The sequence below is a fragment of the Tepidiphilus margaritifer DSM 15129 genome, assembly GCF_000425565.1.
Taxonomy (GTDB): domain Bacteria; phylum Pseudomonadota; class Gammaproteobacteria; order Burkholderiales; family Rhodocyclaceae; genus Tepidiphilus; species Tepidiphilus margaritifer.
Map to the genome: position 1 here is coordinate 14,592 of NZ_AUDR01000001.1, position 22,569 is coordinate 37,160.

23 protein-coding genes are annotated in these 22,569 nt (G+C 66.8%); 11 read left to right on the forward strand and 12 right to left on the reverse strand.

The window, feature by feature from the left end; translation table 11 throughout:
* Window positions 1–57: 57 nt before the first annotated feature.
* Complete coding sequence (locus H607_RS12805) at window positions 58–906, forward strand: lytic transglycosylase domain-containing protein (RefSeq protein WP_051240484.1); 849 nt, start codon at window positions 58–60, stop codon at window positions 904–906.
* A gap of 27 nt (window positions 907–933) precedes the next feature.
* Here H607_RS12805 and H607_RS0100085 read toward each other — a convergent pair whose 3' ends face one another.
* Together H607_RS0100085 and H607_RS0100090 are read right to left on the reverse strand one after the other, a co-directional pair.
* Window positions 934–2,100 carry an aminotransferase class I/II-fold pyridoxal phosphate-dependent enzyme gene (locus H607_RS0100085; RefSeq protein WP_028873739.1) on the reverse strand — a complete coding sequence of 389 codons (1,167 nt, stop codon included), beginning with the start codon at window positions 2,098–2,100 and terminating at the stop codon, window positions 934–936.
* Between the two features lie 19 nt (window positions 2,101–2,119).
* Window positions 2,120–3,964: a phosphoenolpyruvate carboxykinase (GTP) gene (locus tag H607_RS0100090; RefSeq protein WP_028873740.1), complete on the reverse strand. Its 1,845-nt coding sequence runs from the start codon at window positions 3,962–3,964 to the stop codon at window positions 2,120–2,122.
* A 201-nt stretch (window positions 3,965–4,165) separates the two neighbouring features.
* On the opposite strand from H607_RS0100090, the gene pbpG reads away from it, so the two are divergent.
* Complete coding sequence (gene pbpG / locus H607_RS10985) at window positions 4,166–5,029, forward strand: D-alanyl-D-alanine endopeptidase (RefSeq protein WP_211218412.1); 864 nt, start codon at window positions 4,166–4,168, stop codon at window positions 5,027–5,029.
* A gap of 126 nt (window positions 5,030–5,155) precedes the next feature.
* On the opposite strand, the gene H607_RS10990 is transcribed toward pbpG, so the two are convergent.
* The gene (locus tag H607_RS10990) at window positions 5,156–5,992 is read right to left on the reverse strand and encodes an IclR family transcriptional regulator (protein WP_051240488.1); all 837 of its coding nucleotides are present in this window, start codon (window positions 5,990–5,992) and stop codon (window positions 5,156–5,158) included.
* Window positions 5,993–6,058: 66 nt separating this feature from the next.
* Between H607_RS10990 and mbhE the strand changes: the two genes are divergently transcribed.
* From mbhE to H607_RS0100130, 6 genes are read left to right on the forward strand one after another with little or no spacing between them, the layout of a single operon-like run.
* Window positions 6,059–8,893 carry a hydrogen gas-evolving membrane-bound hydrogenase subunit E gene (mbhE, locus tag H607_RS0100105; RefSeq protein WP_028873741.1) on the forward strand — a complete coding sequence of 945 codons (2,835 nt, stop codon included), beginning with the start codon at window positions 6,059–6,061 and terminating at the stop codon, window positions 8,891–8,893.
* A gap of 1 nt (window position 8,894) precedes the next feature.
* On the forward strand, window positions 8,895–9,245 hold the full coding sequence (locus tag H607_RS0100110) for a Na+/H+ antiporter subunit C (protein ID WP_028873742.1): 351 nt from the start codon (window positions 8,895–8,897) through the stop codon (window positions 9,243–9,245).
* On the forward strand, window positions 9,242–10,738 hold the full coding sequence (locus H607_RS0100115; RefSeq protein WP_028873743.1) for a monovalent cation/H+ antiporter subunit D: 1,497 nt from the start codon (window positions 9,242–9,244) through the stop codon (window positions 10,736–10,738). The genes H607_RS0100110 and H607_RS0100115 overlap by 4 nt, the downstream gene beginning before the upstream one ends.
* Window positions 10,735–11,253: a Na+/H+ antiporter subunit E gene (locus H607_RS0100120; protein WP_028873744.1), complete on the forward strand. Its 519-nt coding sequence runs from the start codon at window positions 10,735–10,737 to the stop codon at window positions 11,251–11,253. Before H607_RS0100115 ends, H607_RS0100120 begins: the two co-directional genes overlap by 4 nt.
* Window positions 11,250–11,519: a K+/H+ antiporter subunit F gene (locus tag H607_RS0100125; protein ID WP_028873745.1), complete on the forward strand. Its 270-nt coding sequence runs from the start codon at window positions 11,250–11,252 to the stop codon at window positions 11,517–11,519. Before H607_RS0100120 ends, H607_RS0100125 begins: the two co-directional genes overlap by 4 nt.
* 10 nt (window positions 11,520–11,529) lie before the next feature.
* On the forward strand, window positions 11,530–11,919 hold the full coding sequence (locus H607_RS0100130; protein WP_028873746.1) for a Na+/H+ antiporter subunit G: 390 nt from the start codon (window positions 11,530–11,532) through the stop codon (window positions 11,917–11,919).
* Window positions 11,920–11,923: 4 nt separating this feature from the next.
* Here the strand turns inward: H607_RS0100130 and H607_RS0100135 are convergent, their stop codons facing one another.
* From H607_RS0100135 to H607_RS11000, 5 genes are read right to left on the reverse strand one after another with little or no spacing between them, the layout of a single operon-like run.
* A complete protein-coding gene (locus H607_RS0100135) occupies window positions 11,924–13,189 on the reverse strand; it encodes a sulfate adenylyltransferase subunit 1 (RefSeq protein WP_037989079.1) in 1,266 nt (421 codons plus the stop codon).
* Complete coding sequence (gene cysD, locus H607_RS0100140; protein WP_028873748.1) at window positions 13,189–14,091, reverse strand: sulfate adenylyltransferase subunit CysD; 903 nt, start codon at window positions 14,089–14,091, stop codon at window positions 13,189–13,191. Before cysD ends, H607_RS0100135 begins: the two co-directional genes overlap by 1 nt.
* Entirely contained in the window at window positions 14,088–14,831 is a 744-nt protein-coding gene (locus H607_RS0100145) for a phosphoadenylyl-sulfate reductase (RefSeq protein ID WP_028873749.1), read from the reverse strand. Before H607_RS0100145 ends, cysD begins: the two co-directional genes overlap by 4 nt.
* Window positions 14,828–15,352 (reverse strand): DUF934 domain-containing protein, encoded by a 525-nt coding sequence (locus H607_RS10995; RefSeq protein WP_037989082.1) that lies wholly within the window; start codon window positions 15,350–15,352, stop codon window positions 14,828–14,830. Before H607_RS10995 ends, H607_RS0100145 begins: the two co-directional genes overlap by 4 nt.
* Window positions 15,339–17,054 carry a nitrite/sulfite reductase gene (locus H607_RS11000; RefSeq protein ID WP_051240490.1) on the reverse strand — a complete coding sequence of 572 codons (1,716 nt, stop codon included), beginning with the start codon at window positions 17,052–17,054 and terminating at the stop codon, window positions 15,339–15,341. The genes H607_RS10995 and H607_RS11000 overlap by 14 nt, the downstream gene beginning before the upstream one ends.
* A gap of 103 nt (window positions 17,055–17,157) precedes the next feature.
* Here H607_RS11000 and H607_RS0100160 point away from each other — a divergent pair, with 103 nt between their 5' ends.
* From H607_RS0100160 to H607_RS0100170, 3 genes are all read left to right on the forward strand, one after another.
* Window positions 17,158–18,099 (forward strand): CysB family HTH-type transcriptional regulator, encoded by a 942-nt coding sequence (locus H607_RS0100160; RefSeq protein WP_028873750.1) that lies wholly within the window; start codon window positions 17,158–17,160, stop codon window positions 18,097–18,099.
* Window positions 18,100–18,163: 64 nt separating this feature from the next.
* On the forward strand, window positions 18,164–18,397 hold the full coding sequence (locus H607_RS0100165) for a type II toxin-antitoxin system Phd/YefM family antitoxin (protein WP_028873751.1): 234 nt from the start codon (window positions 18,164–18,166) through the stop codon (window positions 18,395–18,397).
* On the forward strand, window positions 18,394–18,780 hold the full coding sequence (locus H607_RS0100170; RefSeq protein ID WP_028873752.1) for a type II toxin-antitoxin system VapC family toxin: 387 nt from the start codon (window positions 18,394–18,396) through the stop codon (window positions 18,778–18,780). The genes H607_RS0100165 and H607_RS0100170 overlap by 4 nt, the downstream gene beginning before the upstream one ends.
* Window positions 18,781–18,800: 20 nt before the next feature.
* Here the strand turns inward: H607_RS0100170 and H607_RS11005 are convergent, their stop codons facing one another.
* Genes H607_RS11005 through H607_RS11010 form a run of 4 tightly spaced genes read right to left on the reverse strand, consistent with a single transcriptional unit; the run spans window position 18,801 to window position 22,565 of the window.
* Entirely contained in the window at window positions 18,801–19,475 is a 675-nt protein-coding gene (locus tag H607_RS11005; protein ID WP_083961836.1) for a trimeric intracellular cation channel family protein, read from the reverse strand.
* 11 nt (window positions 19,476–19,486) lie between these two features.
* Window positions 19,487–20,359 (reverse strand): glycine betaine ABC transporter substrate-binding protein, encoded by an 873-nt coding sequence (locus H607_RS0100180; protein ID WP_028873753.1) that lies wholly within the window; start codon window positions 20,357–20,359, stop codon window positions 19,487–19,489.
* Window positions 20,356–21,225: an ABC transporter permease gene (locus H607_RS0100185; protein WP_028873754.1), complete on the reverse strand. Its 870-nt coding sequence runs from the start codon at window positions 21,223–21,225 to the stop codon at window positions 20,356–20,358. Before H607_RS0100185 ends, H607_RS0100180 begins: the two co-directional genes overlap by 4 nt.
* Window positions 21,222–22,565, reverse strand: a complete 1,344-nt coding sequence (locus H607_RS11010; RefSeq protein WP_083961838.1) for a quaternary amine ABC transporter ATP-binding protein — start codon at window positions 22,563–22,565, stop codon at window positions 21,222–21,224. The genes H607_RS0100185 and H607_RS11010 overlap by 4 nt, the downstream gene beginning before the upstream one ends.
* Window positions 22,566–22,569: the final 4 nt, after the last annotated feature.

The following is a 22,569-nucleotide window of genomic DNA, read 5'->3' on the forward strand; positions in this document are numbered from 1 at the left end:
GGCAGCATCACAGTGACATCCGGCGAAGGCACCTCGGCATGAAAGGAGGACATCGTCATGACCGACGACCGACGGTATGACAAAGAAGTAGAAATTGCGACTGGCCGCGATGGCGTCCCCGGTCGCGTGGCGGCCACTGTCTTGCTCGTGCTCGCCTGCTGTACGGCACTCTTGGGGCTTTTCGTCGTCTCCGATCCCGGAGAGGCGGCAATGGCGCCCACGGCTACGGCTTTGCTGCCATTGCCCGAAGACGACGGCGATGACGACGCCGATGCCCCGCCTCCCGTGGTCAGCGAAACGCTCGCTCCTGCTCCAGCGTCCGCCCCGCCCGAAAAGCGCGTCGCCTCTGCGTCCGACCGGCGTGAGTCCGTTGCGCCGCCAGTCAAGGCGGCTGCCAAAGCGCCCGGCGATTCGGTGCAGGCGCATCTCGGCATCCAGGCCTTGAGCCCCGAGATGCGGCGCGTGCGCGACCACGTGGCGCGGCGCTATCGTGTGGCCTCCGCCGCGCTCACGCCGCTCTTCCTTACGGTGGAGCAGGAATCCCGCCGTCGCGGCCTCGATCCGACGTTGGTGGTGGCGGTGATCGCCATCGAGTCCGAGTTCAATCCTTTCGCCGAGAGCCCCGACGGGGCGCAAGGGCTGATGCAGGTCGTCCCGAAGTGGCACGTTCAGCGTATCCATGCACGGCTCAAGCGCAGCAGAGTGCCCGACGACGCCCTCTTTGATCCCGTGCTCAACGTTTCGGTAGGGATCGAAGTGCTTGCCGAAGCCAAACAACGCCATGGCAGCATCGAGAAAGCCCTGCAAGCCTTTGCCGGCGCTCCGGACGACCCGGAGCAGCGCTACGCGCGCCGGGTGCTGGCGATGAAGCGCAGCCTGGAGCAGATCGCGCGGCGCCAGAGCTAGCGTCCAAGCAGAAAGTGCGGCGCCGTTTCAGCGGCGCAGCACCTCGGCCAACCGTTCGATGGCGGCAGCGATGCGCGACTGGCTGGTGGTATAGGCAAAGCGCAAAAAGTGCTCGGCGCGGTGCTCGCCGAAATCCCTGCCCGGCGTGACGGCCACGTGCGCTTCCTCGATGAAGCGTTGCGCGAGCCGATCGGCCGTTTCTCCCAGGGCCGAGACGTCGGCGTAGGCGTAGAAGGCGCCGGTGGGTTCGGCCGGCACGTTCAAGCCCAGGGTATCGAGCCCGCGCAGCAGCACGTGACGCCGTCGGGCGAACTCATCGCGCCGCCGTTCCAATTCTTCCTGCGTCTGCGGCAGGAAGGCGGCGAGCGCCGCGTGCTGGGCCACCGTCGAGGGCGAGATGAAGAGGTGCTGAGCGAGTTTTTCCGCCTCGCGCACCCAGTCGGTGTCGGGGAGCGCCAACCAGCCGAGGCGCCAGCCGGTCATGCCGAAATACTTGGAGAAACTGTTCACGACGAGTACGTCGCGCCGCCGCGAGAGGATGGTGCGCATCTCCTCGCCGTACGTGAGCCCTTGGTAGATCTCGTCGACGAGCGTGATCACGCCGCGTGCGGCGGCCGCCTCGGCGATCGCCTCGATCGCTTCGAGCGAGAGCTGGGTGCCGGTGGGGTTGGCCGGCGAGGCGAGCATCACGCCGCGGGTGCGCGGCCCGCAGGCAGCGGCGATCATCGCCGCCGTGGGCTGGAAGGCCGTCTCCGGGCCCACCGGCAGCAGCCGCACTCGCCCCTCGAAGGTGCGCACGAGGTGGCGGTTGCAGGGGTAGGAAGGGTCGGGTAGCAGCCACTCGTCGCTGGGATCGGTGGTGATCCCCAGCGCCAGCACCAGGGCGCCAGAAGCGCCCGCGGTGATGACGATGCGCTCGGGGGCGACGTCGGCACCCAATCGCTCGGCGTAGAAGGCGGAGATCGCCTCGCGCAGCGCTGGAAGACCCAGCGCCGGCGTATAGGCCACGCGCCCGGCCGCGAGGAAACGCCGGGCCGCGTCCAGCACCGGTTCGGGTGTGGGGAAGTCGGGCTCTCCCACTTCCATGTGGATCACGTCGCAACCGGCTCGTTCGAGCTCGGAGGCGCGGCGCAACAGATCCATCACGTAAAACGGTGCGATCTCGCCCATACGGGCGGCGAACCTCGGGGCCATCGCCGCGCTCCTTCGTGGGTCAGTCTTCGTGCAGCATCAGTTCGAAGAGCTCGCGCTTGAGCACCAGCTCGCGCGGCAGGCGCTCGCCGAGCTTGTCGAACCATTCCTTGTGCTCGGAGAGTTCTTTGCGCCAGGCCTCGACGTCGACACGGGTGAGCGCCTCGAATTGTTCTCGGGTGATGTCGAGCCCCGTCCAGTCGATGTCTTCGAACCGCGGCATCCAGCCGAGCGGCGTTTCCCTGGCGCCGACGCGGCCGTGGCAGCGGTCGACGATCCACTTGAGCACGCGCATGTTTTCGCCGAAACCGGGCCACATGAATCGGCCGTTTTCGTCCAGGCGGAACCAGTTTACGCAGAAGATGCGCGGCGGATGCTCGACCACGCGCCCCATGCGCAGCCAATGGTTGAAGTAATCGCCCATATGGTAGCCGCAGAAAGGCAGCATGGCGAAGGGATCGCGGCGCACCACGCCCTGCTTTCCGGTGGCCGCCGCCGTGGTCTCCGACCCCAGGGTCGCGGCCATGTACACTCCATAGCCCCAGTTGAAGGCTTCATAGACGAGGGGCACGGTGGTGGCGCGCCGACCGCCGAAGATGAAGGCGGAGATAGGCACGCCTTCGGGATTCTCCCATTCGGGGTCGATCGAGGGACACTGGCTCGCTGGCGCGGTGAAGCGGGCGTTGGGGTGCGCCGCCTTGCGCCCAGTCTCGCGGGCGATCTCGGGCGTCCAATCGCGCCCTTGCCAGTCGAGGCAGTGCGCCGGCGGCTCACACATGCCTTCCCACCATACGTCGCCGTCGTCGGTGAGTGCGACGTTGGTGAAGATCACGTTGGCGTGCAGCGTGGCCATGGCGTTGGGGTTGGTCTTCACGCCGGTGCCGGGCGCGACGCCGAAGAAGCCCGCCTCGGGGTTGATGGCGCGAAACTTGCCGTCGGGACCGGGTTTGATCCAGGCGATGTCGTCGCCCACCGTGGTGATCTTCCAGCCGTCGAAACGCTTGGGCGGGATGAGCATGGCGAAGTTGGTCTTGCCGCAGGCCGAAGGGAAGGCGGCGGCCACGTAGGTCTTCTCGCCCTGCGGGGATTCGACGCCGAGGATGAGCATGTGCTCGGCAAGCCAGCCCTCGTCACGCGCCATGGTGGAGGCGATGCGCAGCGCGAAGCATTTCTTGCCAAGCAGTGCATTGCCGCCGTAGCCCGAACCGAAAGACCAGATCTCGCGCGTCTCGGGAAAGTGCACGATGTACTTGGTGTGGTTGCACGGCCAGCGCACGTCTTTTTGGCCCGGCGCGAGCGGCGCGCCCACCGAATGCACGGCCGGCACGAAGAAGCCATTCTCGCCCAGCACGTCGTAGACGGCTTTGCCCATGCGCGTCATGATGCGCATGTTGGCCACTACGTAGGGACTATCCGAGAGCTCCACGCCGATGTGGGCGATCGGACTGCCCAGCGGCCCCATGGAGAAAGGGATGACGTAGAGCGTGCGCCCGTGCATGCAGCCGCGGAAGAGCCCCGTGAGCGTGGCGCGCATCTTCGCCGGATTTTCCCAGTTGTTGGTGGGGCCGGCGTCGTCCGGGTCCTGGGTGCAGATGAAGGTGCGGTCTTCCACCCGGGCGACGTCGGAGGGGTCGGACCAGGCGAGGTAGGAATTGGGGCGTTTCTCGGGGTTGAGTCGAATCAGCGTGCCGGATTCGACCATCTCCTGACACAGGCGGTCGTATTCTTCCTGCGAGCCGTCGCACCAGTGGACGCGGTCGGGTTCGGTGAGCTCGGCGATGTCGGCCACCCAGCGCTTGAGCCCTTCGTGGCGGACGTAGGCGGGCGCCGAGTCGAGCGCCATGCGGCGAAAACGATTGTCGGTCATGGACTTCCTCACGGGTGATGCAGTAAAAAAGCCGGTCGGCGTCGCGGCCCGCAGGCGGCGGCAAGGCTGTAATTATCGCACGAGTCGATGACGGGGATACGGGCACGTCAGCGTATTCGCGCCGGCGAATGGCTCTTTTTCCGTCACAAACTGTTATATTTGGCGGATCGTCAGTCGCTCGATCCGCGTCGGGAGGGTGTCATGCTGCGTCGGTTCGTTCAGGGGGGGATTTTCGCGCTCCTCTTCGTGGTGGTGTCGTGGGCGCAGGCGGCCGAGCCGCCGCTCAAGTCCGAGTCTTTTCTCGTGGCGGATGCACGCTCGCTCGATCGTATCGCCCTGCGGGGCGACCCGGCCGAGCCCATGCCGATCGCCTCGATCACCAAGCTGATGACGGCCATGGTGGTGCTCGAGAGCCGCCTGCCGCTCGACGAGACGATCACCGTGGGTCCCGAGGACGTCGATACCCTCAAGGGGAGCAGCTCGCGCCTGCCGGTGGGCACCCGGCTCACCCGTCGCGAAGCGCTCCTTCTGGCGCTCATGGCTTCCGAGAATCGGGCGGCCATGGCCCTGTCGCGCCACTATCCCGGTGGACGGCCGGCCTTCCTGCAGGCGATGAACGTCAAAGCCCGCATGCTGGGAATGCGCAACTCGCATTTCGTCGATCCGGCGGGGCTCAACCCGGCCAACGTCGCTTCCATGCAGGATCTGGTGAAGATGGTGCGCGCCGCGAGCGAGTATCCCTTGATCCGCGACTTTTCCACCCGCGAGAAGGCTGAAGTGCAGATCGGCCGGCGGCTGGTGCAGTTCGGCACCACCAACCGGCTGGTGAAACGCGACGACTGGCACATCACGCTGCAGAAGACCGGCTATACCAGCGAAGCCGGCCGCTGTCTGGTGATGCTCACCGAAGTCTCTGGACGTCCGGTGATCATGGTGCTGATGAACAGCCAAGGCAAGCTCACGCGCGTGGCCGACGCCCAGCGCTTGCGCCGCTGGCTGGAAACGGGCGGCAGCGTCACCGAAGCCCGCAGCGGCAAGACGCGGCTCGCGGCACGCCGCGGTTGATCGAAGGGGATCGCCCGGGAATCGGGCTGCTGCGCGCTCCGATGGCACCGTTGTCCGGCGCTCGCTCCTCGCCGGGCTCCGTTCTCGCTACCGCTTCCCCGCGCAGGGTGATTTCTTCGCCGGCTCTCAGGAAGTGAAGGCTTCGTGCGCCGGTGTCTCGGCGCGGCCCGTGGGGGAATGGCCGAGCGCGCGCGAGATCGCATCCGCCGTTTGCTTCACCGGCCCGGCCAGCGCCGGGGCGTAGCGCTCGGCTGGCGTGGAGAGCGATAGCCCCGCCACCAGCGCGCCGTCTTCATCGCGGATGCCGGCGGCGATGCAGCGCACCCCCACTTCCTGTTCGTCGAGGTCGTAGGCAATGCCCTCCCGGCGAACCCGTGCCAATTCTTCGTGCAGCCGGGCCGGATCGGTGATCGAGCGCGGCGTCATCGGCGCGAGGCCGGTGCGGGCGATGTAGCGCTCGACTTCCGCCCGCGGCTCTTCGGCAAGGAAGAGCTTGCCGGTGGCGGTGGTGTGCAGCGGCGCCCGGGAGCCGACGATGTGCACGACACGCACCGCCGAGCGTCCCCCGCTCGTGCGCTCGATGTAGACGATGTGATCGCCGTCGCGGATGCCCAGATTGACGCTCTCGCCGGTGGTGCGATGCAGCCGCTGCAGCCAGGGATGGGCGACGTCGCGCAGCGACAGGCGCGCCTTGACGAGCGCTCCGAGTTCGAGCAGCCGGATGCCGAGGCGGTAGGAGCCGCCTTCGAGCCGCTCGACGAAGCCGGCCGCCGTCATGGCCGCGAGGATGCGGTGCGCCGTGGAGGGGTGCAGGCCGGCCTCGCCGGCGAGCGCCTTGAGCGGCAGCGGATCGGGATGGCGGGCGAGCACGTCGAGCAGGGTGACGAGCCGGTCGATCACCTGGATCGAACTTTTGGCTTCGCCAGGGACAGGGTCGGGGGCTGCAGAAGGGTGCTGTATCATGGGTCGATCGTCAGAATCGAGCGCACAGTATAGCGCGTTTTTCGCATCGTGAAATGAGGAGAGGCGATGGGAGCAAGTGCAATCGTCGCTTTGCCGTTGCTGGGGGCGATGCTGCCGCCGTTCTTTGCACGGGCGGGGCGTATGCCGGCGCTGCTTGCGGCATTGACGCCGAGTCTGGCTGCGCTCGTGCTGCTGTGGGGGCATGGGGCGGCGGTATTTTCCGGAGAATCGGTGGAGGCGGTCGCACCTTGGGTTCCGTCTCTGGGGCTGGAATGGGCGCTGCGTATCGATGGGCTGGGTTTTTTCTTCGCTTCCCTGATCCTGGCGATCGGCATCCTGATTTTCATCTATAGTCGTGGCTATCTCGCCGGCAACGAACCCATCGGGACGTTTTATGCATATCTCCTTCTTTTCCAGGGGGCGATGCTGGGCGTGGTGCTGGCCGACAATCTGCTGCTATTGCCGGTGTTCTGGGAGCTCACCAGCCTTTCTTCGTTTCTCCTGATCGGATTTTGGCGTCATCTGCCCGACGGACGGCGTGGGGCACGCCTTGCGCTGGCGATCACCGGGGCGGGGGGGCTCGCGCTGCTCGCCGGCCTGATCCTGCTCGGGGAGGTCGCCGGGACGTATCGCCTCTCCGAGCTCGCGGGGCGGCAAGAGCTCATTCTCGCCTCACCCTTGGCGCCGGCGATACTTGCCTTGATCCTGCTGGGCGCCTTTACCAAGAGCGCGCAGTTTCCCTTCCATTTCTGGCTGCCGCATGCGATGGCCGCGCCCACGCCGGTTTCGGCTTATCTGCATTCGGCCACCATGGTGAAAGCAGGGTTGTATCTGCTCGCACGCCTGTGGCCGGTGTTCGGCCAGACCGACGCCTGGGTCGCCTGGGTGACGGGGATCGGAGCGGCGACGATGCTCCTGGGGGCGGCGATCGCACTCTTCAAGGAGGATCTGAAGGCGCTGCTGGCGTATTCGACGGTGAGCCACCTGGGGCTGGTCACGATGCTGCTGGGGCTGGGCTCGCCCACGGCGGTGTTCGCGGCCATGCTCCACATACTGATGCACGCGACGTTCAAGGCGGCGCTTTTCATGAACACGGGCATCGTCGATCATGAGACGGGTTCGCGCGATTTGCGCCGCCTCTCGGGTCTGGCCAAAGTCATGCCGGGGACGGCGGGCTTGGGGACGCTGGCGGCGCTGTCGATGGCCGGCGTTCCGCCTTTGAACGGGTTCGTCTCCAAGGAGGCGATGCTCGCCGAGGTGCTGGCGACACGCTGGGGGGACGGCTGGCTGCTATGGGCCATCGTCGTCCTGGCGACGATCCTTTCCGCGGCCTACGCGTTCCGGTATTTCTCGGCGCTCTTCTTCGGCCCGTTGCGCCTTCCGGGGGGGCGGCGTCCGCACGATCCGCCAGCGCTGCTGTGGGGGCCGCCCTTGGCCCTGGTCGTGGCGGTAGTGGCGTTGGGGCTGTGGCCAGGCTTGGCCGAGCCCTTGCTCACTGCGGCGAGCGCGGCGGCCGTGGGGGACGGCCGCGAGTGGCCGGAGCTCGCGCTGTGGCATGGGTTCGGCGCGCCGCTCGTGGTGTCGGTCGCGGCTTTCGTCTTTGGCGCGGCGCTGGTATGGCGCCACCGAGCCCTCTCTTGCCGGGTGCTTGCCTGGGCCTTGCCGCTCGATGGACGAAAGGCGTTCTTCACCGCGCAGGAAGGGCTGGTGCGGGGTGCGCATTGCCTCGTCGCTCGCCTGCACTCCGGCGTGCTGGGGCGTTACGTACTGCTGCTCACCCTGGTGAGCCTCGTCGCGCTCGCGCTGGGGTGGGGCATGGGCGAGGGGTGGCGGCCGCAGCGCCCGCCGACGCCCGTCGACGGTTTGGCCGTGATTTTTGCCGGGATCGCGCTCGCAGCGATCGGCCTCGTGCTGCGCTGGCACCAGGAGCGGTTGCGGGCGGTGCTGCTCACGGGGGTGGTGGGGCTCGTCGTTTCGCTGGCCTTCCTGTACGCCTCCGCGCCGGATCTGGCGCTCACCCAGATCGCGGTGGAGGCGGTGACGACGGTCCTGCTGCTGCTCACGCTGTTCTTCCTGCCGCAGCACGATGCGGCATCGCTGCCCAAACCGCGCGGTGCAGCGGCGGTGGCGGTGCTCGCCGGCCTGGCGGTGGGGTTGCTTGCCTGGGTGATGATGCGCAACGAGGCACCGACCCTGGCCGATTACTTCTGGAGCCGTTCGGTACCAGAAGGCGGGGGGCGCAACGTGGTCAACGTGATCCTCGTCGATTTCCGCGGTTACGATACTTACGGCGAGATCACGGTGCTCGGTATCGCCGGGCTGGTGATCTACGCCCTCCTGCAGGGCATGCAGGAGGGGGCGGCACGGCAGAATCTGCACGCATGGCGTTTCCCGTTTGCCTTGTCGGCGACGCGCCATCCCCTGCTTTTCGCCGTGACGGCGCGGGTGATGTTGCCTTTCCTGCTCATGGCTGCGGTTTACGTCTTCTTGCGCGGGCACAACGCTCCGGGCGGCGGATTCATCGCCTCGCTCCTCGTGGCGCTCGCCTTCCTGATCCAGTACATGGCGAGCGGCCTGTCCTGGACGATGCAGCGTCTGCGCCTGGACGCGCACGTGTGGATCGGAACGGGGCTGCTCGTGGCCGGGGCGACCGGTATGGCGGCGATGGTCTTGGGCGCGCCGTTTTTGCGCAGCGCCCATGGGGAGGTACATGTTCCGGGTATCGGACCGGTGGCTTTGGCGAGCGCGATGGGGTTCGACCTGGGGGTTCTGCTGACGGTGTTCGGGGCGGTGACGCTGGCTTTGGTGCAGCTGGCGTTCTTGGGGCGGCTCGTGGGGTTTTCGCCGAACCGCACGCCTCAGGATCCGGCTCGACCGAGGCCGTCGCAAGAGGAGGGGTGAGATGGAAATTTTGTTCGCCGTGCTCATCGGGGCGTTGACCGCCGCCGGGGTGTACCTCTGCTGCCTGAGGCAGGTCTTTCCGGTGGTGCTGGGGCTGTCGCTGCTCTCCTATGCCACCAACCTATTCGTCTTCGTTGCCGGACGCTTGACCGTCGGCGCTCCGCCGATCTGGGGGGAGGGCGTGACGCGCTTCGCCGATCCGCTGCCGCAGGCGCTGGTGCTCACGGCCATCGTCATCTCTTTCGGGATGACGGCGCTTCTGGTGGTGCTGGCCATCCGGGCGCGTTTCGAGGCAGGGAGGGAGCGCAGTGACGTGCCGGCGGTGACGCAGCGACCGGAGGTGGAGCGGTGAGGGCGCACCTGCCGATCCTGCCGGTCCTGATCCCGGCGGTGAGCGCTGCGGTGATGGTGGCGCTCGCCCGTCGGGAGCTGGTGCTGGCGCGCGTGCTCGCCCTCGCTTCGGCGGCGGCGCAGCTTGCCGTGGCGTGCCTGCTGCTGGCGGCGGTTCAGGGGGGAGAGGTGCTCGTCTACCGGCTCGGCGACTGGCCGGTGCCTTACGGCATCGCGCTGGTGGTCGATCGTCTCTCGGCGGCGATGGTGCTGCTCACCGCCGCCCTGGGGGCGGCATTGCTGCTCCATGCGGTCTGCGCCTGGGACCGGCGCGGGCAGCACTTCCATCCGCTGTTTCAGTTCCAGCTCATGGGAATTTACGGCGCCTTTCTCACGGGCGATTTCTTCAACCTCTTCGTTTTCTTCGAAGTGATGCTGATCGCCTCCTACGGACTGATGGTGCACGGGGGCGGCGCGGCGCGGCTGACCAACGCCATGCAGTACATGGTGGTGAACCTCATCGGTTCGACGCTCTTCCTCTTCGCCGTCTCGCTCGTCTACAACGCGGCCGGCACCCTCAATTTCGCCGATTTGGCACTGCGCGTGCCGACGGTGGCGGCTTCCGATCGGGGCATCCTCATGGCTGGGGGAATGCTTCTGTGCGTCGTCTTTCTTTTGAAGGCGGCGGTGGTGCCGCTGCAGTTCTGGCTGCCGGGGGCCTACGGGCACGCGCCGGGGGTGGCGGCGGCGCTCTTTGCCTTGCTCTCCAAGGTCGGGGCCTATGCCCTGCTGCGCTTCGCGCTCGTCGGCTTGGGGTGGTCGTCGCTCGCGGCGCTGGAACCGCTGGCGTGGCTTACTTTGCTGGTGGGCGCCTTGGGCGTGCTGGCCGCGCCCACGCTGGGGGTGCTCGCCGGTTTTGCCGCCGTCGCCTCGATCGGGGTGCTTTTCGTGGGGCTTGCGGGGGCGGAGGCGGTGCGCCTGGGTGCCGGGCTCTACTATCTGGTGCATTCCACCTTGACGGGCGCGGCGCTCTTCGTGCTCGCCGATCTGGTGCGTTCGGCACGGCGCAAGGAAGGCGATGCCGTTCTCGGCGGCCAAGATTTCGCTGGACGGGCACTGCTCGGCGGAGGGTTCTTCCTCGCGGCGATCGCGGCGGTGGGTCTGCCGCCGCTGTCGGGCTTCATCGGCAAGCTCGCGCTGCTGCGCAGCATTCCGGTGGAGGGGGGCGCCGGGGCGGCGAGCTGGGTGTTCGTGCTCGTGACGTCTTTCCTCCTGCTGCTGGGGCTGTCGCGGGCGGGTTCGCGGGTGTTCTGGAAGACGCAAGGGGATGGAGGGCAGGCGATGCGCGGGCCGGAGGCGGGTGGCGTGGCGGCGCTTGCCTTGCTGCTGGCGGGAACGTTCGCTTGGTCGCTCGTCGCCGAGCCGGCGCTCGCCTATTTCACGCAGGCGGCTCAGGCGCTGCTCGAGCCGGGCGCTTACGTGCAGGCGGTGACGGGGATGGGGGTGTTCCGATGAGGGTTCGTGCGAGCCTGAGGCGCTGGCTACCGCATCCGGCTTTGAGCTTGGTGCTGACCCTGACGTGGGTGGCGCTACAAAACGATTTTTCCGCCGCGCAGTGGCTGATGGGCGCGATCCTGGGCGTGGCGATTCCCTTGTTTCTGCGCCCTTTCTGGCCGGATCCGCCGCCGGTGCGCTCGTGGCGCGCCGCGCTGGCCTACGCGGCGATCGTGTTGTGGGACATCACCAAGGCCAACGTGCAGGTGGCCGGTTGGGTGCTGTTGCGCCGGCCGGAGACGCTGCGCTCGACCTGGCTCGTCGTGCCGCTGCGCTTGCGTCTGCCCGAAGCGATCGCGCTGCTCGCAGGCACGATCACGATGACGCCGGGCACGGTGAGCTGTGACCTGGCTGCCGACGGCTCGGCCCTGCTGGTGCATTGCCTGCATACGGAAGACGCGGCGGCGACGGTGGCCGAGATCAAGACGCGCTATGAAGAGCGCTTGATGCGGATTTTCGGGGAGGGTGAGGCATGATCGAAGCGGCGGCTTGGGTGGCGCTCGTGGCGTTCGGGGCGGGCGTGCTTCTGTGCGCCTGGCGGCTTTGGCGCGGTCCGGACTTGGTCGACCGGGTGCTGGCGATGGATACCTTGACGGTGAACGTGATCGCGCTCATCGTCACCTGGGGCATCCTGCAGGGGAGTTCGGTGCTGTTCGAGGCGGCGCTTTTTTTCGCCATGATCGGGTTCGTGTCGACGGTGGCGTTTTGCCGTTACGTGCTGCGCGGGCTCATCATCGAATAGGAGGGACGAGATGGCGGATATGCTGATCGCGGCCTTGCTGCTCGTGGGTGCGTTTTTCGGCTTCGTGGGATCGTGGGGGCTGGTGCGGCTGCCGCAGACGATGCAGCGGCTGCATACGCCGACGAAGGCGACGACGCTGGGCGTGGGCGGAGTGCTGCTCGCTTCGATCGTCTATTTCGGTGGAGTGCGCGGCGAGTGGTCGATCCACGAGCTGCTCATCACGCTCTTTCTCTTTCTGGCGGCTCCGGTTTCGGCGCTCATGCTCGCCCGGGCCTGGCTGCACCGCGAGCGGGAACGGGTGCGCGCGACGCTGCCCCGTCCCGGCGCCTCCGGCGTCGACTGGGGAACGTTCCAGCCGCCGCCGGAGGAATCCGGGAGCGGCGCCGAACCTCGGCGCTAGCACCTCACCGCGCCCCGCGGATCATCCCCGCGGCCACCGTGTCCCAGGTGGCGGGGTCGAGGAGGAGGAAGCTGCCGGTATCGCGCAGCGCTTCGTAGCGATCGGCGGCGATCGGTTGGGCGAGTTTGACGCGCACCCGGGCGATGTCGTTCATCGCGAGTTCGTGCGCCGGTACGCGCTCGAGCGTGGCCACGTCCAGGTTCCATTCGATCGCTTCGATCCGCGCCTGTACTTCGCGCGTGGTGTGGCGCAGCAGGTAGGTGCGCCGCGGCGCGAGGGGAGCCGGGTCGAGCCAGACGAGGTCGGCTTCTATGCTGCGGGCGAGCGTCGGGGCGGATTCGTCGGCGCGCACGAGGAGATCGCCCCGGCCGACGTCGAGATCGTCGGCGAGCCGGATCATGACCGAATCACCGGCGACGGCGTGCTCGCGCGGCACGCCCCCCACTTCGATGGAGGTCACGGTGCTGCGGCGCCCGGAGGGCAGCACGGCGATCTCCTCGCCCACGGCGAGCGTGCCGGCCGCGACCTGCCCTGCCAGGCCGCGGTAGTCGTGCAGCAGGGGGTCGGTGGATTCGCGCGGCCGGCAGACCCATTGCACGGGAAAGCGGAAGGGCTCGTCGCGCGCGCCGTCCTCGACGGGGGTGCGCTCGAGCACTTCCAGCAGCGTCGGGCCCAGGTACCAGGGCAGATGCTCGCCGCGCTCGACCACCATGTCGCCCAAAAGGGCCGACATGGGGATGTAGTGGCGGCGCGCGCGCAGGCCGCTTGCCTCGGCGAAGTCCTCGAAGGCGTAGACCACCGCCTCGAAGGCGGCCGGATCGTAGTCGACCAGATCCATTTTGTTCACCGCGATCGCCAGCGCCGGGATGCCGACGAGGTCGGCGAGCAGGGCGTGGCGCCGGGTCTGGGCCGTGAGCCCCTGGCGCACGTCGACCAGCAGCACGGCGAGCTGGGCGGTGGAGGCGGCGGTGACCATGTTGCGGGTGTATTGCTCGTGGCCCGGCGCGTCGGCGATGATGAAGGTGCGCGCGCCGCTGCGGAAGTAGCGGTAGGCGACGTCGATGGTGATGCCCTGTTCGCGCTCGGCGATCAGCCCGTCGGTGACGAGCGAGAGATCGGGGGCGGTGGCTCCGCGGCGCCGGCTGGTGCGCTCGATGCCTTCCAGGGTGTCGACCAGCAGCGCCCGGCTGTCGTAGAGCAGACGCCCGATGAGCGTGCTTTTGCCGTCATCGACGCTGCCGCAGGTGAGAAAGCGCAGTACGGTATCCATCAGAAGTAGCCCTCGCGTTTGCGTTGTTCCATCGACGCTTCGTGCGTCTGATCGTCGAGCCGGGTGGCGCCTCGCTCGGAAATAGTGGTCGCGGCGGTCTCGCGCAGGATCTCCTCGATCGTGCGGGCGCGCGATTCCACCGGCGCGGTGCAGGTGATGTCCCCCACGGTGCGAAAACGCACCCACGGAGTCTCCACCGTCTCGCCCTCGCGCGCCGGGGTGAGCTCGGTGACCGGGGCGAGCAGGCCGCCGCGGCGCACGCAGGGGCGGGGATGGGCGAAGTAGATCGAGGGCAGTTCCAAGCCCTCGCGGGCGATGTACTGCCATACGTCCAGTTCCGTCCAGTCGCTGATGGGGAAGGCGCGCACGTGCCCGCCAGCGGGGACCTTGGCGTTATAGAGCCGCCACAGCTCCGGACGCTGGTTCTTCGGATCCCATTGGCCGAACTCGTCGCGCACGCTGAAGACGCGCTCCTTGGCGCGGGCTTTTTCTTCGTCGCGGCGCGCGCCGCCGATGAGGCAGTCGAAGCCGAACTCCTCGATCGCCTCGCGCAGGGTCACCGACTGATGCCGGTTGCGCGACTCGTCCGGACGGGCGAGGCGGACCGTGCCACGGGCGATGGAATCTTCCACCGAGCGCACGATGAGCCGCTCGCCGAGTTCGGCGGCGCGCCGGTCGCGGAAGGCGATCACCTCGGGGTAGTTGTGGCCGGTGTCGATGTGCAGCAGGGGAAAGGGAAAACGGCCGGGGCGGAAGGCTTTTTCGGCGAGTCGCAGCAGGCAGACCGAATCCTTGCCGCCGGAGAAGAGCAGGGCGGGATTCTGGCACTGCCCCGCCACTTCGCGCAGGATGTGGATGGCCTCGGCTTCGAGCCGGTCGAGATGGGTGCGGGGGGCGATCATCGGGTCTCTCCGGTGAGGACGGGGCGGCGGTGCAGGCCGCATTCCTTGTGTTCGGGCCGTTCCCACCACCAGCGTCCGGCGCGCGGGTCTTCGCCCACGGCCACGGCGCGGGTGCAGGGGGCGCAGCCGATGCTGGGGTAGAAACGCTCGTGCAGGGGGTGGAAGGGCACGCCGTGGTGGCGCAGGTAGGCCCAGACGTCGCGCGCGCTCCAGTCGGCGAGCGGGTTGAACTTCGCCAGCCCGTGCGCTTCGTCCCATTGCTCCTGCGGCAGGTCGCTGCGGGTGGGGGATTGCTCGCGGCGCATTCCTGTGATCCAGGCGCGCTTGCCGGCGAGCGCCCGGGCGAGCGGACGCACCTTGCGCGCGTCGCAGCAGGCAAGGCGCGCTTCGAGCGAATCATAGAAACCGTTGATGCCATATCGGGCGACGAAGGCTTCCACGTCCTCGGCCTGCGGGGCGAAGAGCTGCAGACGCAGGCCGTAGTGCGCCTCCACCCGGGCGATCAGGGCATAGGTTTCCTCGTGCAGCCGACCGGTGTCGAGCACGAAGAGGCCGATGGAAGGGGCGTGGCGGGCGATGAGGTCGGTGAGTACCATGTCCTCGGCGCCCAGGCTGCTCGCGAGCGCCGCCGGGGCGTGCTCGCGGGCGATGCGCTCGAGGAGGGCGACGGCGGCCCCGGTTTTTTGCTCGAGTGCGTCGAGCGCGGCCGCGTCGAGCGGGGGGCGGGTGGGATCGCTCATGGGGTTCGTTCCTCGGCAAGCCCACGCGCCCGGCGGCGGAAGAGCGGCTCGGGCACGGCGGCGCTCGCCTGATAGGGTTCGGGGAAGACGGTCAGCAAGCGGGCGCCGTCGCGCTCCAGGGCCGCACGGTCGTAGCGGGCCGGGTCGGGGACGAATCCGTCGAAACCGCAACGGCGCAGATAGTCGAGCTGGTCGAGCAGGAAGGCGCCGAAGGCGGTGAGCCGGCCATGCCAGCCGCGCCGGCGCAGGCGCGTGGCCTGGCTGAAGGCGCGTCCGTCGGTGAATTTGGCAAAGGGCAGCACGATCTCCTCGAGCCGGGCGCATTCTTCCGCTGTGAGGAGCGGGTCTTCCTCCGGCGCGAGCCACACCCGCGGCGGCAGCGGCGCGCGGCCCGCGGCGAGTGCCTCGCGCCAGACGGGCAAGGCCAGCACGGCATTGGGTTCGCCGAGTGCGGATTCCCAAGTCTGCACCAGCACGGCGCGGTAGGAAGAGACGCTGCCGTCGAGCTCAAGCTTCCACATCGGCGGTCTCCCGGAGCGCGGGGTGGCGGGCGGCGGGGGTGCCGGCGTAGACGGCCTCCTTGAAGGGCGCCGGGCCCAGGCGGTCGAGCGTGTCGAGGAAGGTCTCGCCCGGGGCGCGCAGGGTGCGGTAGGTCTCGACCAGGGTGCGCGCCACGCGCGGCATGTCTTCGGCGCGGAAGGCCGGCCCGATCACCTTGCCGAGCCGCGTGTCGTTCCCCTGCCGCCCGCCGATCGTCACCTGGAACCATTCCTCGCCGTTCTTATCGACCCCGAGCACGCCGATGTGCCCCACGTGGTGGTGGCCGCAGGCGTTCATGCAGCCCGAGACGTTGATCGACAGCGGCCCGATGTCTTCCAGTTCCGCTTCGGCGAATTCGGCGAGCAGCGCCTGTGCCACCGGAATCGAGCGGGCGTTGGCGAGGGCGCAGTAGTCGCCACCGGGGCAGGAGATGAGATCGTGCGCGAGGCGAAAGCTCGGATGCCCGAAACCGAGCGCGCGGGCTTCGCGCCACAGTCCCGGCAGCGTCTCTTCGCGTACCCAGGCGAGCGCCAGGTTCTGCTCGTGCGTGACGCGGATCTCGCCGTCGCCGTAGCGCTCGGCCCAGTCGGCGATCGCCTCCATCTCCTCGGCGGAAACGTCGCCCGGGGCACTCGCGGCGCGCTTGGTGGTGAGCACGACGAGGGCGTAGCCGGGCTGGCGCTGCAGGTGCACGTTGCGCTGTCGCCAGCGCGTGAAGGCCGGCCATTCGTCCGCGCTGAGCGCGGCGACGGTGGGTGGCTCGGTTTGCCGCGCCCGTACGCGGCGCAGATCGTCGAAGTGCGCCGCCACGCGTTCGATCTCCTCGCGCGTGAGCAGCAGGGCTTCGCCCCGTGCCGCGAGTTCGGCGCGGTAGGCATCGACTTCGGCGCGAAAGGCATCGACGCCGATCGCCTGTACCAGGATCTTGACGCGCGCCTTGTAGAGGTTGTCGCGCCGTCCATGGCGGTTGTAGACGTGCAGGATCGCTTCCAGCACGGTGAAGAGCGCTTCGGCCGGCACGTCGTCGTAGAGGAGCTTGCCCAGGATCGGCGTGCGTCCCAGCCCGCCGCCCACGAAGACGCGCACCCGCGGCAGGAGGGGATCTTCGCCCGGCAAGAGTTCGAGGCCGATGTCGTGGGCCCGGACGAGCACGCGATCTTCCTCGGCTCCATGCACGGCGATCTTGAACTTGCGCGGCAGGAAGGCGAACTCGGGATGAAAACTGGACCATTGGCGGATCAGCTCGCACCAGGGGCGCGGATCGACGCGCTCATCCGGGGCCGCGCCGGCAAACGGATCGGTGGTGAGATTGCGGATGCAGTTGCCGGAAGTCTGGATGGCGTGCAGACCCACTTCGGCCAGACGCTCGAGGATGTCGGCCGTATCCTCCAGCCGGATCCAGTTGAACTGGATGTTCTGCCGGGTGGTGAAGTGACCGTAGCCGCGGTCGTAGCGGCGGGCGATGTCGGCCAGCATCCGCAGCTGCCGCGCCTCCAGCAACCCGTAAGGGATGGCCACGCGCAGCATGGGCGCATGGCGCTGGACGTAGAGGCCGTTTTGCAGGCGCAGCGGGCGAAATTCGTCCTCGCCAAGCTCGCCGGCAAGGAAACGGTGCAGCTGGTCGCGGTACTGCGCGACGCGGGCCTGCACCAGGGCCTGATCCCAGGAATCGTAGCGGTACATGCAAGTTTCCCCTATGCGATGGCGGCAGTGTAGCGCTCGCCTCTGGCGCACGACAGGCGATTTGCGTTAGACTTCGATAACCGTCGGTTATTAGGAAACGGTGATGAACCTGCAGCAGATCCGCTACGTCGTCGAAGTGGTGCAGCACAACCTGAACGTATCGGAGGCGGCCGATGCGCTCTTCACCTCGCAGCCCGGCGTCTCCAAGCAGATCCGCGCCCTCGAGCAGGAGCTGGGCGTGGACATCTTCGTGCGCCACGGCAAGCGCTTCACCGCGCTCACTGACCCGGGGCGCCAGATCGTGGCGATCTGCGAGCGCATGCTGCGCGACATGAACCACCTGCACGCGGTGGCGGAAGAATTTTCGCGTGCCGACGAGGGGGTGCTCTCCATCGCCACCACCCACACCCAAGCGCGCTATGTGCTCCCGACGGTGATCCGCAACTTCCGCGAGCGTTTCCCCAAGGTACGCTTTTCGTTGCACCAGGGCAGCCCCCGGCAGGTATGCGAGATGGTGATCGCCGGCGAGGCCGATCTCGCCATCGCCACCGAAGGCATCGGCGATTTCCCCGAGCTGGTCGAACTACCCTGCTACCAGTGGACGCACGCGCTGGTCGTGCCCAAAGGCCACGAACTCGCCACGCTGGAGCCGCTCACCCTGGAGGCGATCGCGCGGCACCCCGTCATCACCTACGACGGCGCCTTCACCGGCCGCAACCACATCAACAAGGCCTTCCTCGGCCGCGCCCTGCGGCCGGAGGTGATCCTCACCGCCCTCGACTCGGACGTCATCAAGACCTACGTGCGCATGGGGCTGGGCGTGGGGATCCTGGCGAAAATGGCCTTCGACCCCGCGGCCGACGCCGACCTCGTCTGCCGCGACCTGGGGCATCTGATCGAATCGAACACGACGCGCATCGGTATCCTGCGCGACGCCTACCTGCGCGGATTCGTCTTCGCTTTCATCGAAGCCTTCGCGCCGCACCTCAAACGCGACGTGGTGGAACGGGCGCTGCGGGGGGACGGGGAGGATTACGGGTTGTGAGGGACGGCACCACGATTGGAATCGACGGTCAAATTTGAAGAGGAGTCAACAAGGGGAGCGCGTCATGACGCATATCGTCGAGATCGAAGAAGTGGAAAAGGCACTTTCCCAATGGTTGGAGCGGGTCCATGCCGGCGAGGAAATCATTCTGGCGCGTGACGGGAAACCGTACGCGCGGTTGCTGCCGGTCGTCTCACAACGCCACGCACGGCGTCCGGGGCGGCTGACAGGGCGGGTCGAGGAATCCTTTTTCGATCCACTGCCGGAAGCAGAATTGCGAGCGTGGGAAGGGCGATGAAGTTATTGGTGGATACGCATGCCTTGCTTTGGTGGTGGACCGACGATCCACGCTTGTCGCAGACAGCTCGTACCTTGATCCAGAATGACGCCAATACGGTCTTGGTCAGTGCTGCCAGTGCATGGGAGATCGCCACCAAATGGCGCTTGGGGAAGTTGCCTTTGGGGAAGGATGTGGTAGCACGTTTTCACGAACTGATGGAACTCGACGCATTTCAGCCTTTGCCGATGAATGCGGCGCACGCGCTGCTTGCCGGGGTGTTTTCCCAGAGCCATCGGGATCCCTTCGATCGCATGTTGGCTGCTCAAAGCCACTTGGAGTCGGTACCCTTGGTCACGTGCGATTCAGCGTTTGACGCATTTCCTGTGAAAGTCATATGGTGATCTTTGGTCATGGCCGAAGATCAAAGCGGGGTCACGTTGTTCTTTTTCTCGATGGTCTTGATGGTCTTGCGTCTTTCCGCCTCATACGCCGGCAGATGCCAGCCCCGCGTGATGCCCAGTCCGCGCAGCGCGAGGGCCGTGCCGGCGCCGGCGGCGAGCGTGGGGTCGTGGGGCCAGCCGGCTCGTAGCCCCAAAACGTAGACCGCGGCCCCGGCCGCGGCGGCGGAGGCATAGATCTCCCGGTGCAGGATCATGGGGATCTCGTTGCAGAGGATGTCGCGCAGCAACCCGCCGAAACTCGCCGTCATCATGCCCATGACCACGGCGATGAATCCGTTGGCTCCGGCCGAGAGCGCGGCTTGCGCGCCGATGAGGGCGAAGACCGACAGCCCCACGGCGTCGGCCCAGTCGAGCAGCCGGCTCCAGCGCACGGGGCGTGCCGGACGCGGCGCGAAACGCCCCCAGAAGAATACCAGCCAGGCTGCGAGCACGGTGATGATGAGGTATTCCCACTGCGTGATCCAGTAGACGGGGCGGCCGAGCAGCAGGTCGCGCAGCGTCCCACCGCCGATGCCGGTCACCGTGCCGATGAGGGCGAAGCCGACGGGATCGAGCCGCTTGCGCGCCGCGGTGATGCCGCCCGAGAGGGCGAACACCGCCACCCCCGCGTAGTCGAGCCATTGAATGAGCGTCATTCAACCCTCATTCAACTCACGGCGGCTTTCGTTTCGACAACCCACTGCTCTACGGTGGCGCGATTGCGATCCAGCCATTCCTGGGTCACCATTTTGAGCGCTTGGCCTTCATCGAGCGCGAGCATCATACGCTGGAGTTCTTCGAGTGGCATCTTGTAACGTCGCAGGAATTCCACGGTCTCAGGTGAGCGTTCCTGAAGGCTCGGATGGATCACGGCATCGATATGCCCTTGCTCACCATAGATGTTCTTGGGGTCGGCGAGTTGTTTGAGCGGGAAACGCGCCCAAATTCCCAAGGGAGTCCAGGCCGTGACCACGATCCACCGCTTTCGGGCCACCGCTCGGGCGAGTTCGGCCTGCATGGTCGGAGTGGAGCTGTTGATCAAACGCAGGTTTTTTATGCCATAAGCTTCGATCGCTTGTTGGGTATTGATCATGATGCCGGCGCCGGCTTCGATGCCGACGATGCGCCGGCCGAAACGGTCGGCATGTGCATCGAGATCTTCGATCGAGTCGATCGGGACGTAGTCGGGTACGGCCAGGCCCAACCAGGTTCCCTCGGTGATGGGGCCGAGGTTGATCACCTGATCCTTGTAACGTTCCCAGTAGACCTGGTGGGTATTGGGAAGCCATGCCGTCAGCGTGGCATCGGCCCGACCGGTGGCAACGGCTGCCCACATGGGGCCAGCGTCGGTGTTGATCAGCTTCACCGACTGCCCCAGATGTTCACGCAGGATTTGAGCGGCGATATTCGTATTGAGGTTGCTGTCGGGCCAGGACTTCACGTAGGTGATCCGGACGGTGGCGCTTTGGGCGAACGCGCGCGGCACGAACGAGGAAAGCGCGACCGCGGAGCTCAGGAACAGGAAGCGACGTCGTTTCATCGCGGTTTCCCCTTTTGCTGATAGATTTTCCCCATGGACTGGGTGATGCGATCTAGGACGATGGCGAGGATGACCACGGCAAGCCCGCCGACGAATCCTTTGCCGACGTCGAGCTGGGTGATGCCCTCGAGCACTACGTTGCCCAGCCCTCCGGCGCCGATCATGGCGGCGATCACGACCATGGAGAGGCCGAGCATGATGGATTGATTGACACCTGCCATGATGGCAGGAAGGGCGACGGGAACCTGAACCTTGGTGAGCAGCTGCCACCACGTGGCCCCGAAAGCCAGTGCGGCTTCGACTAATTCACGAGGCACTTGCCGAATACCCAAGCTGGTTAGGCGAATGAGGGGTGGGAGGGCGAAAATGGTGGTCGAGATCACACCAGGCACCAGGCCGAGCCCGAAGAAGATCACCGCGGGCACGAGGTAGACGAAGGCGGGCATCGTTTGCATCACGTCGAGCACCGGGCGCAGAATGCGCTCCACCATGGCGCTTTTGGCGGAGGCGATGCCCAAGGGGATGCCCACGAGCAGCACCAAGGCTTCGCTGGCGAGTACGAGTGAAAGCGTCGTGATGAGATCGTCCCACAAGCGCAGGTTCCATACCAAGCCCAGACCGACCAGGGTAAAAAGCCCCAACCCCCAGCCGCCAGGGCGTCGCCATCCCGCGGCGAGCACGGCGAGCAGAGAAAGGAGAACGATGAACCACGGCGCAGGAATGGCGTGCAGGCCGCTTTTCAAGGCATCGATCAACTCGTAGATCACGAAACTGATCGAGTCGAAGGCTGTGGCGTATTCGCGGGTGAGCCGGTCGATACCATCGCTCACCCACTCACCCAGCGGGATGGGGGCGAATTCCTTCATGATTTGTCCTCGCGTTCCACAGGTACTTGCGACTCCTCGGACGAGGGGTTCCGTTCGGATGCGGGGGGCGTTGGCGGCGCGCAGGCCGGCTGCTCGGCGGTTTGCTCCCCCGTCGCGGCAGTGGATTCGTCCGTCTCTCCCTGTTGTGCCAAGGCTGCCAGCAAGGTGGTTTTGTCGATGACGCCGATGGCCCGTCCCTTGGTATCGCACACGACCATCGGAGAGCCTTCGACGTTGGATCGCCGAATGAGCTCCGACAAGGGCTCCTCGGGAGTGGCACAGGGAAGGGGGCGCAAGGCAGAGCGTTCGAGGCGTGTTTGGTCTCGCATCTCGATTACTTGCCGTAATTCGACGTAACCCAAGGGATGGCGCTGATTGTCGAGCACGATCAGGCCGCTGAAACCGCTATGCTGCATTTTGCGCAACAAGGCCCGGGGCGAATCACGCAAATGGGCGAAAGTGTGCAACGGCAGCATGACGTCGGCGGCGGTGAGCACCTTGGTTCGGTCGGCGCCCCGCACGAAGGCGCTCACGTAGTCGTCGGCGGGTGCAGCGAGGATTTCTTGCGGGGTGCCTACCTGCACCAAGCGCCCATCGCGCAGGATGGCGATGCGCGTGCCGATCTTGATCGCCTCGTCCAGGTCGTGCGATACGAACACCACCGTCGTGCCCATGCGCTCCTGGATCGCGATGAGGTCGTCTTGTAGTTGTCCGCGAATGAGCGGATCGAGCGCGCTGAAAGCTTCGTCCATCAAAAGGATTTGCGGATCGACCGCCAGTGCTCGTGCGAGCCCGACACGCTGTTGCATGCCGCCAGAGAGCTCGTCGGGATATTTGTGCTCGTAGCCGCTCAATCCCACCGTCTCGATGGCCTGCTGTGCCCGTTCTCTCCGTGCCTGGCGGGCCACGCCGTGCAATTCGAGACCGAATTCGACGTTGCTGAGCACATTGCGGTGCGGCAGCAGGGCGAAGCTCTGGAATACCATGCCAAAAGCGTTGCGACGCAGGCGACGCAGCTCACGGGCCCTCATGGCCGTGATGTCTTCTTCGCCGATGAAGACTTTGCCGGTGGTCGGCTCATGCAGGCGATTGATGAGGCGCAACAGCGTGGACTTGCCGCAGCCCGATAGCCCCATGATGACGAAAATCTCTCCTTCGGCGATTTCCAGAGAGATGTCGTAGACCCCCACCACGACTCCGGTGCGCTCCTGTACCGTTTTCTTGTCCAACCCTTGGGCCAGTAAATCGAGCGCCTGATCGGCATGTCGCCCGAAGATCTTGCTGACTTTTTCCAGGCGAATCTTGGGTGCGAGCGCTTGGTGGGAGGAATCGGTCGGCATCGGT